Annotated in this window: 16 protein-coding genes; 4 read left to right on the plus strand and 12 right to left on the minus strand. The window is 73.0% G+C overall.

Annotation, left to right across the window (positions count from 1 at the left end):
• Window positions 1-17 precede the first annotated feature (17 nt).
• Window positions 18-2039: an ATP-dependent zinc metalloprotease FtsH gene (ftsH, locus tag ACFYNS_RS27555; protein WP_020699826.1), complete on the plus strand. Its 2022-nt coding sequence runs from the start codon at window positions 18-20 to the stop codon at window positions 2037-2039.
• Window positions 2040-2197: 158 nt separating this feature from the next.
• Complete coding sequence (folE, locus tag ACFYNS_RS27560; RefSeq protein WP_360296105.1) at window positions 2198-2803, plus strand: GTP cyclohydrolase I FolE; 606 nt, start codon at window positions 2198-2200, stop codon at window positions 2801-2803.
• 162 nt (window positions 2804-2965) lie between these two features.
• On the opposite strand, the gene ACFYNS_RS27565 is transcribed toward folE, so the two are convergent.
• The 7 genes from ACFYNS_RS27565 to ACFYNS_RS27595 form a co-directional block, all read right to left on the minus strand.
• Window positions 2966-3454 (minus strand): DUF3180 domain-containing protein, encoded by a 489-nt coding sequence (locus ACFYNS_RS27565; protein WP_360296108.1) that lies wholly within the window; start codon window positions 3452-3454, stop codon window positions 2966-2968.
• A 95-nt stretch (window positions 3455-3549) separates the two neighbouring features.
• Window positions 3550-4146, minus strand: coding sequence for a 2-amino-4-hydroxy-6-hydroxymethyldihydropteridine diphosphokinase (gene folK / locus ACFYNS_RS27570; RefSeq protein ID WP_360296111.1), 597 nt, complete (start codon window positions 4144-4146; stop codon window positions 3550-3552).
• The gene (gene folB / locus ACFYNS_RS27575) at window positions 4143-4502 is read right to left on the minus strand and encodes a dihydroneopterin aldolase (protein ID WP_019355644.1); all 360 of its coding nucleotides are present in this window, start codon (window positions 4500-4502) and stop codon (window positions 4143-4145) included. Before folB ends, folK begins: the two co-directional genes overlap by 4 nt.
• Window positions 4503-4793: 291 nt before the next feature.
• Window positions 4794-5318 (minus strand): nuclear transport factor 2 family protein, encoded by a 525-nt coding sequence (locus ACFYNS_RS27580; RefSeq protein WP_388605542.1) that lies wholly within the window; start codon window positions 5316-5318, stop codon window positions 4794-4796.
• Window positions 5315-6244 carry a dihydropteroate synthase gene (folP, locus tag ACFYNS_RS27585; RefSeq protein WP_360296117.1) on the minus strand — a complete coding sequence of 310 codons (930 nt, stop codon included), beginning with the start codon at window positions 6242-6244 and terminating at the stop codon, window positions 5315-5317. Before folP ends, ACFYNS_RS27580 begins: the two co-directional genes overlap by 4 nt.
• A gap of 87 nt (window positions 6245-6331) precedes the next feature.
• Window positions 6332-7822, minus strand: coding sequence for a PH domain-containing protein (locus tag ACFYNS_RS27590; protein ID WP_388605543.1), 1491 nt, complete (start codon window positions 7820-7822; stop codon window positions 6332-6334).
• Window positions 7819-8430, minus strand: a complete 612-nt coding sequence (locus tag ACFYNS_RS27595) for a PH domain-containing protein (RefSeq protein ID WP_360303358.1) — start codon at window positions 8428-8430, stop codon at window positions 7819-7821. The genes ACFYNS_RS27590 and ACFYNS_RS27595 overlap by 4 nt, the downstream gene beginning before the upstream one ends.
• 70 nt (window positions 8431-8500) lie before the next feature.
• Between ACFYNS_RS27595 and ACFYNS_RS27600 the strand changes: the two genes are divergently transcribed.
• Window positions 8501-9649 carry an NADH-quinone oxidoreductase subunit D gene (locus ACFYNS_RS27600; protein ID WP_388605562.1) on the plus strand — a complete coding sequence of 383 codons (1149 nt, stop codon included), beginning with the start codon at window positions 8501-8503 and terminating at the stop codon, window positions 9647-9649.
• 142 nt (window positions 9650-9791) lie between these two features.
• On the opposite strand, the gene ACFYNS_RS27605 is transcribed toward ACFYNS_RS27600, so the two are convergent.
• From ACFYNS_RS27605 to ACFYNS_RS27620, 4 genes are read right to left on the minus strand one after another with little or no spacing between them, the layout of a single operon-like run.
• Complete coding sequence (locus tag ACFYNS_RS27605; RefSeq protein ID WP_360303362.1) at window positions 9792-10712, minus strand: hypothetical protein; 921 nt, start codon at window positions 10710-10712, stop codon at window positions 9792-9794.
• Between the two features lie 51 nt (window positions 10713-10763).
• Window positions 10764-11759, minus strand: a complete 996-nt coding sequence (locus tag ACFYNS_RS27610; RefSeq protein ID WP_388605544.1) for an ABC transporter substrate-binding protein — start codon at window positions 11757-11759, stop codon at window positions 10764-10766.
• Window positions 11760-11795: 36 nt separating this feature from the next.
• A complete protein-coding gene (locus ACFYNS_RS27615) occupies window positions 11796-12485 on the minus strand; it encodes an ABC transporter permease subunit (RefSeq protein ID WP_360302880.1) in 690 nt (229 codons plus the stop codon).
• Window positions 12486-12489: 4 nt separating this feature from the next.
• Window positions 12490-13251: an ABC transporter permease gene (locus ACFYNS_RS27620; protein ID WP_360302882.1), complete on the minus strand. Its 762-nt coding sequence runs from the start codon at window positions 13249-13251 to the stop codon at window positions 12490-12492.
• A gap of 315 nt (window positions 13252-13566) precedes the next feature.
• On the opposite strand from ACFYNS_RS27620, the gene ACFYNS_RS27625 reads away from it, so the two are divergent.
• A complete protein-coding gene (locus tag ACFYNS_RS27625) occupies window positions 13567-14748 on the plus strand; it encodes a betaine/proline/choline family ABC transporter ATP-binding protein (protein WP_360302884.1) in 1182 nt (393 codons plus the stop codon).
• Window positions 14749-14912: 164 nt separating this feature from the next.
• Here ACFYNS_RS27625 and ACFYNS_RS27630 read toward each other — a convergent pair whose 3' ends face one another.
• Window positions 14913-16304: a dihydrolipoyl dehydrogenase family protein gene (locus tag ACFYNS_RS27630; protein ID WP_388605545.1), complete on the minus strand. Its 1392-nt coding sequence runs from the start codon at window positions 16302-16304 to the stop codon at window positions 14913-14915.
• Window positions 16305-16436: the final 132 nt, after the last annotated feature.

Below are 16436 nucleotides of genomic sequence, written 5' to 3' on the forward strand. Positions count from 1 at the left end.
CCACGCGCTCCGTATGGATGGACGTGAAGCGATACTTCCGCGGGCCGGTCATGTGGATCGTGCTGGCCGTCCTTGCCGTGGTCGTGTTGATGCAGGTCGTCGGCTCGTCCGGCGGCTTCAAGACGGTGGACACCGGCCAGGTCGTACAGGCGATCCGACAGGACAAGGTGAAGTCCGCAGAGCTCACCACGGGCGACGAGCAGATCGTCAAGCTCGAGCTCAAGGACGGCGCCAAGGTCGAGGACAGCGACAAGATCAAGGCGAGCTACATCGACTCCCAGGGAGTCGACATCGCCAAGGAACTCCAGAGCAAGTACGACCAGAAGGAGATCCCGAAGGGATACACGGTCGCGCCGCAGAAGCAGAACCCGTTCGTCGGGATGCTGATCTCGCTGCTGCCGTTCGTGCTGATCATCGTCATCTTCCTGTTCCTGATGAACCAGATGCAGGGCGGCGGCTCCCGGGTGATGAACTTCGGGAAGTCCAAGGCCAAGCTCATCACCAAGGACACCCCGAAGACGACCTTCACCGACGTGGCCGGCTCCGACGAGGCCGTCGAGGAGCTCCACGAGATCAAGGACTTCCTGCAGGAACCCGCCAAGTTCCAGGCCGTCGGTGCCAAGATCCCGAAGGGTGTGCTGCTCTACGGCCCGCCCGGCACGGGTAAGACGCTGCTCGCCCGCGCGGTCGCGGGTGAGGCGGGCGTGCCGTTCTACTCGATCTCCGGTTCGGACTTCGTGGAGATGTTCGTCGGTGTCGGCGCCTCCCGGGTGCGCGACCTGTTCGAGCAGGCCAAGGCGAACGCCCCGGCCATCGTCTTCGTCGACGAGATCGACGCCGTCGGCCGGCACCGCGGCGCCGGTATGGGCGGCGGCCACGACGAGCGGGAGCAGACTCTCAACCAGCTCCTGGTCGAGATGGACGGCTTCGACGTCAAGGGCGGCGTCATCCTGATCGCCGCCACCAACCGGCCGGACATCCTGGACCCGGCGCTGCTGCGTCCGGGCCGGTTCGACCGGCAGATCGCCGTCGACCGCCCCGACATGCAGGGCCGCCTGGAGATCCTCCAGGTCCACCAGAAGGGCAAGCCGATGGCGCCCGACGTGGACCTGAGCGCGGTCGCCCGGCGCACCCCGGGCTTCACCGGCGCCGACCTGAGCAACGTGCTGAACGAGGCCGCGCTGCTCACCGCGCGCAGCGACCAGAAGCTGATCGACAACAAGTATCTGGACGAGGCGATCGACCGCGTCGTGGCCGGACCGCAGAAGCGGACCCGGATCATGAGCGACAAGGAGAAGAAGATCACCGCGTACCACGAGGGCGGGCACGCCCTGGTCGCGGCGGCCTCACCCAACTCCGATCCGGTTCACAAGATCACCATCCTCTCCAGAGGCCGCGCGCTCGGGTACACCATGGTCCTCCCCGACGAGGACAAGTACTCGACCACGCGGAACGAGATGCTCGACCAGCTCGCCTACATGATGGGCGGCCGGGCGGCCGAGGAACTGGTCTTCCACGACCCGACCACGGGCGCGGCCAACGACATCGAGAAGGCGACGGCGACCGCGCGGGCGATGGTCACCCAGTACGGCATGACCGAGCGGCTGGGCGCCATCAAGTTCGGCTCCGACCAGTCCGAGCCCTTCCTGGGCAAGGAGATGTCCCACCAGCGGGACTACTCCGAGGAGGTCGCCGGACTGGTGGACGAGGAGGTCAAGAAGCTGATCGAGACGGCGCACAACGAAGCCTGGGAAATCCTGGTGGAGAACCGCGACGTCCTCGACAACCTCGTCCTGGCCCTGCTGGAGAAGGAGACGCTGAACAAGGAGGAGATCGCCGAGGTCTTCAACCCTGTCGTCAAGCGTCCGGCCCGTCCCGCCTGGACGGGGTCCTCGCGGCGCACTCCCTCCACCCGGCCCCCGGTGTCGGCTCCGCCCGCGGCGCTGACCAACGGGAACTCCGGCCCGAACCTGGGCAAGGAGATCGGCCCCCGGGACTCGGACGCCATCGTCGAGCCGGTGGATCCGGACAACGGATAACCGCAGGTGGGCGCGGTGAGAGCCGCGCCACGGAATGTCAGCCGCGCCCCTCGGGTTACTGTCGAGGGGCGCGGCTTTTCGCTGTGTACGCGACAGCCGGAACCGGTCACGCACGGTGACGGTCCGCAGGCTGTGGAAGTCGAGGAACGAGGGACCAGATGACCGACCCGGTGACCCTGGACGGGGAGAGCCCCAACAGCGCCTTCGACGAGAAGCGCGCCGAGAACGCGATACGCGAGCTCCTGATCGCCGTGGGCGAGGACCCCGACCGGGAGGGGCTCCTGGAGACCCCGGCGCGGGTGGCCCGCGCCTATCGGGAGATGTTCGCGGGCTTGAACCAGCGTCCCGAGGACGTGCTGACGACGACGTTCGATCTGGGTCACGACGAGATGGTCCTGGTCAAGGACATCGAGGTGGTCAGCCAGTGCGAGCACCACCTGCTGCCGTTCCACGGTCTGGCGCACGTCGGCTACATCCCGTCCGCCAGCGGCAAGATCACGGGGCTGTCCAAGCTGGCCCGGCTGGTCGACGTCTTCGCCCGCCGACCCCAGGTCCAGGAGCGGCTGACGACCCAGATCGCCGATTCGCTGATGCGGATCCTGGAGCCCCGCGGGGTCATCGTGGTCATCGAGTGCGAGCACATGTGCATGTCGGTGCGGGGCGTCCGGAAGCCCGGCGCCAAGACGACGACCTCCGCGGTCCGCGGACAGCTCCGTGACGCGACCACCCGGGCCGAGGCGATGAGCCTGATACTGGCCCGCTGAGCCGGAGCCGGAGCCGGAGCCGGAGCCGGAGCGCGGGGCTGAGCCTGGGCGCCCGGCGCTGCGCCCTCCGTCGTCGATGCGGGCTGCGCCCGGCGGGTAGGGGCCGGATTCGGGCCGAGCCGGGCCGATCCGCCGCTCCGCTGGGCTCAGGTCCCGCCGGGCTCAGGCCGCGGCGGTCGGGGGGCCGTTCTCGTCCTCGTCCTCGGGCAGCCGGCAGATGCGCTCCAGCAGCACGGCCGCCGCTATCACCGCGATGCCCGCCACCACGGAGAGGCCTGCGTAGAGCGCCTGCTGGGCACGGGCCGGGACCTCGGCGCGCTCGGTGATCAGGAACAGTCCGGTGCCGCCGTACATCCCCGAGACCAGCCCGGCCACCAGCGCGCTCGCCTGGCCGAAGAGGACGGCACGGGCCGCCATCATCGGATCCACCCCTTTGGCGCCCGGCTCCCGCTCCCGCTGGGCCTTCAGCCGGGAGCGCAGCGAGAGGGCGGTGGCCAGCAGCACGGCCGCGATGGCGCCGAGCACGATGGGTGCGGCGAACGGCACCCCCGGCAGCGTGCCCAGCGCGTCCCACAGCCGCGCTCCGCCCCACGAGAGCACCCCCGCGATGACGAAGAGCGCCGCGAGGGTGCGGATACGGAGTTGGTTCATCGAGCTTCCACCTCGCGGGTGCGGTCCGGACGGTGCGGGCGTCGGCCGGGGGGACGCCGGGCAGGAACGGGCAACGGGGTACGCGCAGCCAACGCTCAGGCGTGCACGATGAGTTCCAGGTCCGGACGGGCGGTGACGCCCTCCGTGCCGAGCGTCCGCAGCAGCTCCTCGACGCTGCCGCGGCCCGGAACCTCGGCCGCGGGGTCCACGTCGTGCCACGGCACGAGGACGAAGGCCCGCTCGTGCGCCCTGGGGTGCGGGAGGATGAGCTGCGGGTCGTCGGAGACGACGCCCTGGTAGGCGACGATGTCCACGTCGATGGGGCGCGGCTCCCAGCGCTCCTCGCGCACCCGCTCCAGCGCCTCCTCGATGGCGTGGCCGCGCTCGAGGAGCGAGCCGGGCGGCAGGGTGGTGCGGACCACGACGACCGCGTTGAAGTAGGCGGGCTGGCTGCCCGGCTCGACGCCCCACGGCTCGGTCTCGTAGACCGGCGAGACGGCCGTCACCTTCATCCCCGGGGTGTCCGCGAGCGCGTCGACGGCGCTCTGCAGCGACTCCAGCCGGTTGCCGAGGTTGCTGCCGATCGACAGCACGGCGGTCTTCGGGTTGTGCAGCGTCGTGTCGGCGGCGTCCACCTGCTGCACCACGGAGGCGGGCACCGGCTGTACGGTCGGGTCACTGTTCGGCGTCATGCGCGGCTCCGCTTGATAGTGATGGTCACGTCCTCGAACGGCACGGCGATCGGGGCGTCGGGCTTGTGCACGACCACCTCCACCTCGCGTACGGCCTCGTGCCGCAGGCAGGTGTCGGCGATCCGCTGGGCGAGCGTCTCGATCAGGTCGACCGGTTCCCCCTCGACGACCGCGACGACCTCTTCGGCGACGACTCCGTAATGGACCGTACGGGACAGGTCGTCGCTCTCGGCGGCCGACCGCGTGTCGAGTCCCATGTCGAGGTCCACGACGAAGGTCTGCCCCTGCTCGCGTTCCCTCTCGAACACACCGTGATGCCCACGCGCCGCGAGGCCGCGCAGTGCGACGCGATCCACTTCACCACTCCCGTCGGTCGTGCGAACGTATACCGGCCCTCGGGGCACCGGGCCGCCCCTCGCGGCACCGGATCGAATCTACCCGTGAGCGTGACGGCTCGCGCCGCCGCCTACCCCACAGCGTCCGCGGTCACGCGCACATTCCCGGTCATGTGCCGGATCGGGTGGTCCGCGCGCAACGGTTGCCGACAGGCGCCCGGTGCGGCCGGACGGAGCGGGTCCGGACAGGACGTCGCCGGCGCCTCGGGCGAGGCGCCGGCGCGCTTGTGGGGGCTGCCGTGCCCGCAGGGCCTAGAGCTCGATGTCGCCCTGGCCCAGGTCCCCTTCGCCGTCCCCGTCCTCGTCGTCCTGTTCGACCAGGACCGGCGAACCGTGGTGCGACCACAGCTTCCACTCGCCCTGCTCGGTGCGGCGGAAGACGTTGGTGGCCACCACGAGGCCGCCGACCAGCGGCCCCGCGGAGCCGTCCGCCTCGGCCGGGCCGCCGCTGAGGATGTTCTCGGTGCAGCTGACCAGTGCGGTGTCGCCCAGCACCGAGATCTCCACATCGGTGAGGAAGAACTGGACGTACTCGGTGTTGGCCATGATCAGGGCGTAGGAGCGCAGCACCTCGCCGCGCCCGGTCAGCACCGGCCAGCCGGGGTGGACGACCCGGATCCCGTGCTCGCCCTCACCGCCCTCGGGGTCGTCCGGATCGGCCGCCTCCTCGCCCAGCCACATCCGGGAGAGGGTCTCGATGTCGCCCTGCTCGACCGCCTCGTAGAGGGCGGTGTTGGCGGCCTCGACCGCCTCGCTGTCGGTGTGCGCGCCGCTCATGTCGCCGCCTCCGGGTTCGTCGTCCCGGGGGTGACCGGAACCCGGGGTGCGTCGGGAAGAGCCGCGGCGGCCGCGTCGACGGCCCGGACGACGCGGACGGCGTCCGCGCTGGCCCGCACCTCGTGGACCCGTACCGCCCAGGCGCCCTCGCGGGCCGCCAGCGCGGTGACGGCGGCCGTCGCGGCGTCGCGTTCGCGGGCGGGCGGCGGGGCCGCGCCCTGTTCGTCGGTCAGCACCCGGCCCAGGAACCGCTTCCGGGAGGCGGCCACCAGCATCGGGTGGGGCAGACCGGCGCGCAGTTCGGCGAGCGCCGCGACGAGGGCGAGGTCGTGCTCGGCGCGCTTGGCGAAGCCCAGCCCGGGGTCGACCACGATCCGGGCGGGGTCGACCCCGCCCGCCACGGCCTGCTCCACCGCGGTACGCAGTTCGTCGAGAACCTCGCCGACGACATCGGTGTAGACGGCGCGGTTGTTCATGTCGATGCTCTGGCCCCGCCAGTGCATCACCACGAACGGCACACCGGCGTCGGCGACGGCGGGCACCATCTCCGGGTCGGCGCGGCCGCCGCTGACGTCGTTGACCAGGACCGCACCCGCGGCCACCGCCTGCGCCGCCACGGAGGCCCGCATGGTGTCGACGCTGACCACCAGGCCCTCGCCGGTCAGCCCGCGCACCACCGGCAGCACCCGGCGCAGCTCCTCGTCCTCGCCGACCCGGGCGGCGCCGGGCCGGGTGGACTCGCCGCCGACATCCACCAGGTCGGCGCCCTGCGCCACCAGGTCGAGTCCGTGCTTGATCGCTGCTTCGGTGTCGAACCACCGTCCCCCGTCCGAGAACGAGTCGGGGGTCACGTTGACCACACCCATTACTGCGCAGCGGTCCCATCCGGGGAGGCCGTCCACGCGGCCACGCGTTCTCGCACCCATGTGCCCAGGGTAGGCGCCCGCCTTCTCCGGGCCGGGACCGCCACCGTGCCGCCGGTCCGGCTCCTTGCCGGGCTGCGGCCGGGTGCCTCAGTCGGCGGAGGTTCCCGGCGCCGTCAGCCAGCGCTCCGGGAGCGCCGAGCGGCGGCCGGTGCGCGAGCGGTCGGCCTGGGCGCGCAGCAGGGCCAGGGCCTCGTCCTGGTCCCGCAGGCGCGCCCGTGCGGTGCCCCCGGCGCCGAGGTCCACGCACACGTCGGCCAGCCGGTGGCGGCGCTCCCACGGCCCCTGGGCGTACCGCACGCTCTGCACCTTCGCGTGCGGCACCAGGGTGGTGCGGCGGGTCAGCAGCCCCTGGCGGGCGACGAAGACGTCGGGGGTGACCCCGTGCCCGTAGCCGCGGCGGACCACCGGTGCGCACCAGCGGGCGCGGCGCGGCACGGGCCTCGACGCGGCCAGGGCGGCGTCCGGGTCCACGCCGGGCAGCACCCGCGCGAGCACGGCGGCGGCCTGCCGCCAGGTGGCCACCGGCACGAGCACCCCGTCCCCGGTACCGCTGCCGGTGCCCGCGACCTCCATCTCGACCCGCACCCAGTCCCGCCGCCGCCACAGCAGCGGCTGCGCGATCCGGACGGCCTGCACCCTTCCCGGCGGAACCGTGGCGTGCTGCCGGTCCAGCAGGCCCGCGTCCAGGCGCAGCCCGTCGGGGGACTCCGCCACGGTCCAGTCGAACTCCCTGACGACCCGCCCGCCGCTCGCCGCCCAGCAGCCGCCCGCGAGCGGCAGGGCCGTCGCCAGGACCGTCCACACGCTCTCCGTCGCCAGCCACAGCAGGGTCGGTACGAGGAGCAGCGCGGCCAGCGTGCCCCAGACCGAGCCCCGCAGCAGCACGCTGACCACCAGGGCGCGCAGTGGCACCCGCAGCAGCTCCCTGGCGGGTGCCTCGCCCGCCTCGGGGGCGGCGTCCGGGGCGATGCCGGCGGCGCGGGCGAGCAGTTCCGCGCGGAGCGCGACGGCCTGCCGCTCGCCCAGGTACGCCAGCTCGTCCTTGTCCTCGGTGCCGACGACGTCCAGCTTCAGTTTGGCCACCCCGGCGATCCGGGCCGGCAGCGGACGGGAGATGTCGACCGCCTGGACGCGGTCCAGCCGGATGTGGGCGGTGCGGCGGAAGAACAGACCGGTACGGATGCGCAGCTCGGTTTCGGTGACCAGGTAGCTGGTGCACCACCAGGACAGGAATCCGTATCCGGCGGCCACCGGCAGCAGCACCGCCAGTCCCAGCGCCGTCCAGGCGGCGGTGAGCTGCTCGGACCACTCGCGGGCCCGGTCGAGGTCGTGCGCGGCGAACGCCAGCAGCCCGGCGAGCGGCGCCCAGGCCCGCCGCCACGGGGTGACCGGGTGCAGCCGGTTGCCCTCGGGGCGGCGCGGCAGGAAGCGCGGTCCGCGGGTGCCGTGGCTCTTCGCGGGGGTTGCCGGAGTGCCGGCGCCGGTGCCGGTCGCCCGGGTGTCGGTGCGGGTCGCCGGGGTGCCGGTCCGGTCCGGCCCCTCGGCTGCGGGGTCGTCGGCCGCGGGATCGCCGGTCACAGGCCCGCCGATCGGGCCTCGCCCAGCTCGGTGAGCCGGTCGCGCAGCCGTTCGGCCTCCGCGGGGGTCAGACCCGGGATGCTGGCGTCGGTGGTCGCGGCGGCCGTGTGCAGTTGCAGCGAGGCCAGTCCGAAACGCCGCTCCAGCGGCCCCGAGGTCACCTCCACGAGCTGCATCCGCCCGTAGGGCACCACCGTCGTCTCGCGCCACAGCACACCGCGCGAGACGAGCAGGTCGTCAGCCCGCTCCCGGTAGCGCCACGAGCGCCAGTTGCGCGCCAGCGCTCCCCAGCCCCAGCCGGCCGCCGCGAGCGGCAGCAGCGCGCACAGTGCCCACACCGGTCCCGCAGCCAGCGCCGGTACCAGCCCCGCCGCCGCGGCCAGCGGCAGCAGCCAGGCCAGCAGCACGCACCGGCGCAGCGGCAGCAGCGCCCGCTCCACACCGCGCCACCCCGGTCCCGTCCCCGCCCCCTCCGGGCCGGTGCCGGGCTCCTGGGGTTCCGTCTGCTCGGCGCCGGCTCCGGACCCCGCGGGGCCGGTTCCGTCCGGGCTGTCGCCGGGCTGTCCGGGGCCCGGTGGGGCGGGCGGTGCCGGGGTGGGGTCGGTCATCCGTTCAGCGTACGTGCGGGCGACCGGAGCCCGTGTCCGTCCGCAGGAGGAAGCTGACAGGATGAGCGTCATGACTCAGACGGAGACGACCGTCGGTATCGGCGGTGCCGCGGAGAGCACCGACATGGTGCTCAACATCGGCCCGCAGCACCCCTCCACGCACGGGGTGCTGCGGCTGCGGCTGGTCCTGGACGGCGAGCGGATCGAGCGTGCCGAGCCGGTGGTCGGCTATATGCACCGGGGCGCCGAGAAGCTCTTCGAGGCCCGCGACTACCGCCAGATCATCGTGCTCGCCAACCGCCACGACTGGCTGTCGGCGTTCTCCAACGAGCTGGGTGTGGTGCTCGGCGTCGAGCGGATGCTCGGCATGGAGGTCCCGGCGCGCGCGGTGTGGACCCGCACCCTGCTGGCCGAGCTGAACCGGGTGCTCAACCACCTGATGTTCCTGGGCTCCTACCCGCTGGAGCTGGGCGGGATCACGCCGGTCTTCCACTCCTTCCGGGAGCGCGAGGTGCTCCAGAACGTGATGGAGGAGCTCTCGGGCGGCCGGATGCACTACATGTTCAACCGGGTCGGCGGGCTCAAGGACGACCTCCCGGCGGGCTGGCGGGACCGGGCGCGGCAGGCGGTGGCCGCCGTCCGCGGCCGGATGGACACCTTCGACAAGCTGGTGCTCGGCAACGAGATCTTCCGGGGCCGCACCCGGGGCGTCGGCGTGCTCAGCCCGGAGCTGGTGCACGCCTACGGGGTCAGCGGTCCGATCGCCCGCGCCTCCGGGGTCGACTTCGACCTGCGCCGCGACGAGCCGTATCTGGCCTACGGCGAGCTGGCCGACGTGCTGCGGGTGGCCACCCGTTCGGAGGGCGACTGCCTGGCCCGCTTCGAGCTGCTGCTCGACCAGACACACAACTCCCTGGATCTGGCCGACGCCTGCCTGGACCGGCTCGCCGAGCTGCCGCCAGGGCCGGTCAACCAGCGGCTGCCCAAGGTGCTCAAGGCGCCGGAGGGCGCCAGCTACACCTGGACCGAGAACCCGCTGGGCCTCAACGGCTACTACCTGGTCTCCAAGGGCGAGAAGACCCCGCACCGGCTCAAGCTCCGCTCCGCCTCGTTCAACAACATCCAGGCGCTCACCGAACTGCTGCCCGGGACGCTGGTGGCGGACATGGTCGCGATCCTCGGGTCGTTCTTCTTCGTGGTGGGCGACATCGACAAGTGACGCCACACAGCGCCAAGTGACGCCACACAGCGCCAAGTGACGAAGTGACGCCACACAGCGCCACACAGCGCCACATGGCTCCCGGGGAGCCCCGGGCTCGCCGCGTCCCCTGGGTCCGCGGTGCGGCCCCCGGTGCCGCGGGTCAGGAAGACGGCGAGTGTCTCCGGCGCCTGCTCCGCCCGAAGAAGTCGAAGCCGCTCGTGCCGCCGTCGCGGCCGTCCGGCTCGGGTGCGCCGTCCTCCGCCTTCCCGGCTGCCCCGGCCGAACCGGTCTCCGGACCGTCCGCGGTCTCCGGATCCCGGGAGCCGCTCGGTGCGGCTGCCGACCCGTCCTGCGCGGCGGGCCCGGCCGTGCGCCGCGCGGCGGCACGCGTGGCCACCGGCCGGGAGCGCGGCGGTGCCTGTGGGGGCACCACGGTGGCCGCGCGGCTGTGGGACAGCCGGGCAGCGGCCCGCTGCCGGACCACGTTGCGGGCGAGCGCGTCCAGTGCCTCGGCCGCCTGCCGGTAGGTCAGCGGGGTCGGCGCGCCGGAGCTGTGCCGGTGGTCGGTCGCCGAGGTGGTGAGGGCCTTGGCGGAGGCCGTCGTGCCCGCCTCCAGCTCCAGCACCCTGCGCCCCTCCAGCGCACTCGCCCGCTCCGTCTGGGCGTTGGCGTAGCGGCGCAGCAGGTCGGCGTGCTCGGAGCGGAGCCCGGTCAGCTCGGCGCGCTTCTCGCGCAGCCTGCCCTCCAGTTTGGTGCGGAGCTCGCGCAGCTCCTCCACCTCGCCCTCCAGGTCCGCCTGCTTCTCCTCGGCCCGCCAGGCCGAGCTGGCGAGCTGCGCCTTGAGGTCGCCGACCTGCTTGCCCGCAGCGCGGTCCCAGCCGCGCAGCAGTACGGCGCCGGTCACGGCGGCGGCCGCCGCTGCCGCGGCGAGCGCGCGCAGCACCACCGTCTCCAGGTCGGCGACGCCCGGCTCACCGATCAGCCAGGCCCCGCCGGCGCAGGCCAGTGCGGCCACCGCCACGGACACCGGGGGCAGGCGTCGGTGCAGCGGCGGGGAATGGCGATGACGTCCACGTGGCATGGCTGGGAATTTACCGTGTCCCGCCGGGGGGACGACACCGGACGAACCGTGTCACGCCAGTCCCTTGCTCTTCAGGAACTCCTCGGCGACGTCCGCGGGCTTCTCCCGGTCCTGGTCGACCTTGCGGTTGAGCTCGGTCAGGTCCTCGGTGGTGAGGGCGCGGGTGAGCTTGCCGAGCGCGTCCGCCACCTTCTTGTCACCGGCGTCCTTCGCGTTGACGACCGGCACGATGTTGTCCGCGTTCTGCAGCTTCTTGTCGTCCTCCAGCAGCACCAGGCCGAACTGGTCGAGGGTGGCGTCGGTGGTGGTGGTCAGCACGAGCTGGTCCTTGCCGTCCTTGACGGCCTGCTTGGACTGGCTGGTGCCCACCCCCTTGGGGTCTATGCCCTTGACGTCGATCCCGTAGGTCTTCTCCAGGCCGGGGCGGCAGAACGGCCGGGTCTCGCACTCGTCGCCCGCCGCGATGGTGACGCGCTCCTTGGAGCGGCCCAGGTCGCTGAGGGTCTTGAGGTCGTGCTTCTTGGCGTAGTCCGCGGAGACGGCGAACGCGTTCTGGTCCACCGCGTCGCCGGCCTCCAGCACCTTCAGACCGCGCGGCTCGGCCAGTCCGCGGAGCGCCTCGACGGTCTTGTCCGCGTCGCTGGAGGCGACCGGCTCGGCCTTGGCGCCGTTCTTCTTGGCGTTGAGGAACTCGGCCATCGTCGCCGCGTACTCCGGTACGACGTCGATGCGGCCCTTCTCCAGCTCGGGCGCGTACAGCTCGCGGTTCTTGACCTTCTTGACCGTGGTCTTCCAACCGGCTTCGGACAGCACTCCGGAGTAGAGCTCGGAGAGGATCTCCGACTCGGTGAAGCCTGCCGAGCCGATGACCAGACTGCCCTTGCCGCCGCCTGAGCCGGACTCCTTCTCCTCCAGGTCGCTGCCGCCGCAGGCGGCCAGCGTCAGGGCCAGCGCGGAGGCCGTGCCGACGGCGGCGAGACCGCGCCGGGCCGCTGTTCTGCGCCGGGGGGCGGTGGTGTCGGGGGTGGTGCGGGAGCGAGCCATCATGCGTCCATTCGTCCGGTGTCGTTCTTGGTGGGGCCGTCAGACGGGCGTCGTGCGGCGGGCGGGCTGCCGCCGCATCGGGTCGAGGAGCCGCTCGGTGAGGGTCAGGACGCGCTCGACCAGCAGCGCCAGCGCGGCCACGAGCAGGGCGCCCGCGACCACCTGTGGTGTGTCGTAGTTGCCGAATCCGGCGGTGATCAGCCGGCCGAGGCCGCCGCCGCCCGGCAGTGCGGCGAGCGTCGCCGTGGCGACGAGCTGCACGGCGGCGGTCTGCACCCCGGTCATGATCAGGGGCAGGGCGAGCGGCAGTTCGACCTGGCGCAGCAGTTGCCAGCCCGTCATGCCCATGCCTCGGGCGGCCTCGACGATCTCCCGGTCCGCCTCGCGCACGCCGGTGTACGCGTTGGTCAGCAGCGGCGGCAGCGCGAACAGCACCAGCGCCACGATCGTCGCCCAGTCGCCGTACCGGCCCAGCGGGCCCATCGACAGCAGCACCAGCACGGCGAAGGTGGGCACGGCCCGGCCCGCGTTGGAGAGGTTCACCGCCAGCGCGCCGCCCCGCCCCACATGGCCGAGCCACAGCGCGAGCGGCAGTGCCAGCGCGCAGGAGAGCAGCAGGCAGACGCCCGTCAGGTAGATGTGCTCCCCGAGCCGCTGGAGCACGCCGCCGGTCCCGGTCCAGTGGGAGCCGGTCGTCAGCCAGGTCCATACGTCGGTGAGGATGCCCATGTGCTCAGTCCGCCTTCCCCACGAGGTCCTGCGCCGCGGGCGCGGGGTGCGCGGACGGGGCGCGCACGGCCCGCTTGCGGGCGCCCGCTCGGGTCCAGGGGGTCAGCATCCGCTGGAGCCACAGCAGCAGCAGGTCCGCGACGACAGCCAGGACGACGCAGATGGCCGAGGCGGTCAGCACCTGCGCCTTGAAGTAGCTCTCCATGCCGTCGTAGATGAGGTTGCCCAGCCCGCCGTAGCCGACGATGGCACCGACCGTGGTGAGCGAGACCGCCGTGACGGTGGCGATGCGTACCCCCGCCAGCAGCGCGGGCAGTGCCAGCGGCAGCTCCACCTCCAGCAGCAGCCTGCCCGGTCCGTACCCCATCCCCTCGGCGGCCTGCCGGGCCTCGCCCGGCACCGCGTCCAGCCCCGCCAGGATGTTGCGCACCAGGACCGTGAGGGAGTACAGCACCAGGCCCGTCACCACCACGGCGGCCGACAGTCCGAAGACGGGCAGCAGCAGCGCGAACATCGCCAGCGACGGGATCGTGTAGAGGATCGTCGTCACGCCCAGCGCCGGGGCGCGCGCCGCGCGCCAGCGCCGGGCCGCCACCGCCAGCGGCAGGGCGATGGTCAGGGCGATCGCGACGGAGAGCGCGGTGATCCAGACGTGCTCCACCGTCGCGTCGAGCAGTTCGCTCTGCCGGGTGCGCACATACGTCCAGCACAGCCAGTCGTTCTGCGCGAGGCAGCCCTGCGGGCCGCCTGCTGCCGTGCTGCTCATCTGTCACCTCCCCGCGCTGTGCGGTGCTCGGACGACGTTCTTCGGATGATTGTGTTCGGAGTTCGGACGATGTCGTTCGGACGATGCCGTTCGGACGACGTTGTGAAGTGTCATGCCACGATGACGGCCGACCCTATCCCGGCGGACTGACAATCAGTCCGGAGTGCCGTACCCCGGAACCGTTCGGTTCATCCGCTGTCCGCGGGATCAGCACGGCTGCCGGGAGGATTGTCGGCGGGCTGTGTTTCGCTGTCCGCATACGACCGGAGCGGCCGGGGCAACAGCCGGGAACGGGCCGGAGACGAGGATGGGCAGATGATTCGCTTCGAGAACGTGGCCAAGCGCTACCCCGACGGGACCGTCGCGGTCGAGGGGCTCTCCTTCGAGGTCGCCGACGGGGAACTGGTCACCCTCGTCGGGCCCTCGGGCTGCGGCAAGACCACCACCATGAAGATGGTCAACCGGCTGATCGAACCGACCGAGGGGCGCATCCTGGTCGACGGCGCCGACATCGCCCGCGCCGAACCGGTCGAGCTGCGCCGCCGGATGGGCTACGTCATCCAGCAGACCGGGCTCTTCCCGCACCGCACGGTGCTGGACAACACCGCCACCGTTCCGCACCTGCTGGGCTGGTCCAAGGCGCGCAGGCGGGAGCGCGCCCGCGAACTGCTGGACCTGGTGGGCCTGGACCCGCACGTATTCGGTGACCGCTACCCCGAGCAGCTCAGCGGGGGCCAGCGGCAGCGGGTCGGAGTCGCCAGGGCGCTGGCCGCGGATCCGCCGGTGCTGCTGATGGACGAACCCTTCGGCGCCGTGGACCCGGTGGTGCGCGAACACTTGCAGAACGAGTTCCTGCGGCTCCAGTCGCGGCTGCACAAGACGGTGCTGTTCGTCACGCACGACATCGAGGAGGCCGTCCGCCTCGGCGACCGGATCGCCGTCTACGGGGAGGGCCGGATCGAGCAGTTCGACACCCCCGCCACCGTGCTGGGCGCTCCCGCTTCCGGATATGTGGCCGACTTCGTCGGCGCCGACCGCGGCCTCAAGCGGCTGTCGGTCACCCCGATAGAGCCCGGCGACCTGGAGCAGCCGCCGACCCTCCACCTGAGCGACGGGCTCGCCGAGGCGGCCGCGCGGATGGCGACCGACGGCGCGCGCTGGGCCGTGGTCCTGGACGGCGCCGAGGAGCTGCACGGCTGGGTCTCGGCCGCCGCCCTGGTCGAGGCGTCGGTCCGGGGCGGGGACGGCTCGGGGACGGTCGGCGACCACGCGCAGCGGATGGAGGCGTGGCTGCCGCTGGGCTCCACCCTCAAGCAGGCGTTCAGCACGATGCTCCAGCACGACGCCGGATGGATCGCCGTGCTGGACGCCGGGGACCGGTTCGTCGGCGTGCTCACCCCGGCCAAGCTGCACGAGGCGCTGCGCCGCTCGGTCGACGCCGACGCCCGTGCCGTGGCCCGCCAGGAGGTCGAACTGGAGACGATCGAGAGCTCCTGAGCGGGCGGAACCGCCAGGTGGCCGGCACGCCTGCCGACGGACTGTCCGCGGGCGGGTCGGCGTGCGACAGCGCGCATGGACACGGCGCGCGGCCGACGGCGCACCCCGTGCGGCCGGGGCGCGGCCCGGCGCGCTTCGCCGCGCTTCGGCCCGCGGCGGGGCTCTCAGTCCGCGGCCAGGTCGCCGAGCGCTTCCAGGACGCTGCGGTGGAAGGTGGGGAAGGCGAACATCATGTCGCGCAGCGTCGCCGTGGGCACGGCTGCGCGGACGGCCACGGCGAGCCCGTAGAGCACCTCACCGCCCATCGGCCCGGCGGCCGTCGCGCCCACCAGGATGCCCCGCTCGGCGTCCTCCACCAGCTTGATCAGACCGTCGTTGCCCGCCTTGTGGATCCAGCCGCGGATCCCGTCCGGCACCCGGGCCGTCCCGGTGCGGACCGTCAGCCCCCGCTCGCGCGCCGCGGCCTCGGTCAGCCCCACGGAACCGATCTCCGGGTCCGTGAAGGTCACATGGGGCACCGCGCGGTAGTCGGCGCCGGGGCCCGCTTCGCCCCGGCCCGCCGCGGCCAGCACGGCGCGTACCGCCACGTCCGCCTGGTACATCGCCACGTGGGTGAAGGCGCCCTCGCCGACCAGATCCCCCAGGGCCCAGACACCGGGTGCCGCGCGCATGTGCGCGTCCACCTCCACCCGGCGGGCCTCCGCGTCCAGGCCCAGCGCCGCGCGGTCCAGCGCGTCCAGCCGCGGCCGGCGTCCCGTCGCCACCAGCAGCTTCTGTGCGGACACCTCCTCGCCGCCGTCCAGCGTCAGGACGAAGGCGCCGTCCGCGTACCGCGCCGCACCGGCGCGCGCTCCGGTCAGCACCGTCAGCCCCTCCCGGCGCAGGACCTCCAGCAGCAGGTCGCCGGCTTCCGGTTCCTCCGCGGAGACCACCCGCTCGGACGCCTCGACCAGGGTCACCCGGGTGCCGAAGCGGGCGTAGGACTGGGCCAGTTCCACTCCCACCGCGCCGCCGCCGAGCACCAGCAGCGACTCCGGGGCCTCCGCCGCGGAGACCGCCTCCCGGTTCGTCCAGTACGGCACCTGGTCGAGGCCGGGCACGGGCGGCGCCGCGGGGGCGCTGCCGGTCGCCAGGACGACGCCGATGCGCGCGGCGAACGTCTCCGCTCCGGCAGCCGCATCGACCTCGACCCGGCCCGCTCCGGTGAACCTGCCGCGGCCGCGCACGAAGCGGCCGCCCTTGGCGGTGAACCGCTCCACGGCCGCCGCGTCGTCCCAGTCGGCCGTCGCCTCGTCCCGGATCCGGGCATGGACGGGAGCGAAGCCCGGCTCCACCCGCGCGGTGCCCGCCATCCCCGGCACCCGCCGTGCCTCGGCGAGCAGATCGCCGGCCCGCACCATCATCTTGCTGGGCACACACGCCCAGTACGGGCACTCGCCGCCCAGCAGCTCCGCCTCGACGCCCACCACGTCGAGACCCGCCTCGGCCAGCCGCCCCGCGACCTCCTCGCCGCCCGGTCCCATCCCCAGCACGACGACATCGCATTCCCGCGCCATACCCCGGACTCCTCCGCTCGTCGGCCCGGCCGGGCGCCGCTGCCCGCCGCCCGGGCGGTGCCGGGCCTGCGGCGAGCATAAGAGCCCGTGCGGCGACCGGCACTCCGGGCGGGGTCGCCCCGGAGGGCGGCC

Origin of the sequence: Streptomyces sp. NPDC006925 (genome assembly GCF_042869575.1) — a bacterium.
In the GTDB taxonomy this organism is placed as follows: domain Bacteria; phylum Actinomycetota; class Actinomycetes; order Streptomycetales; family Streptomycetaceae; genus Streptomyces.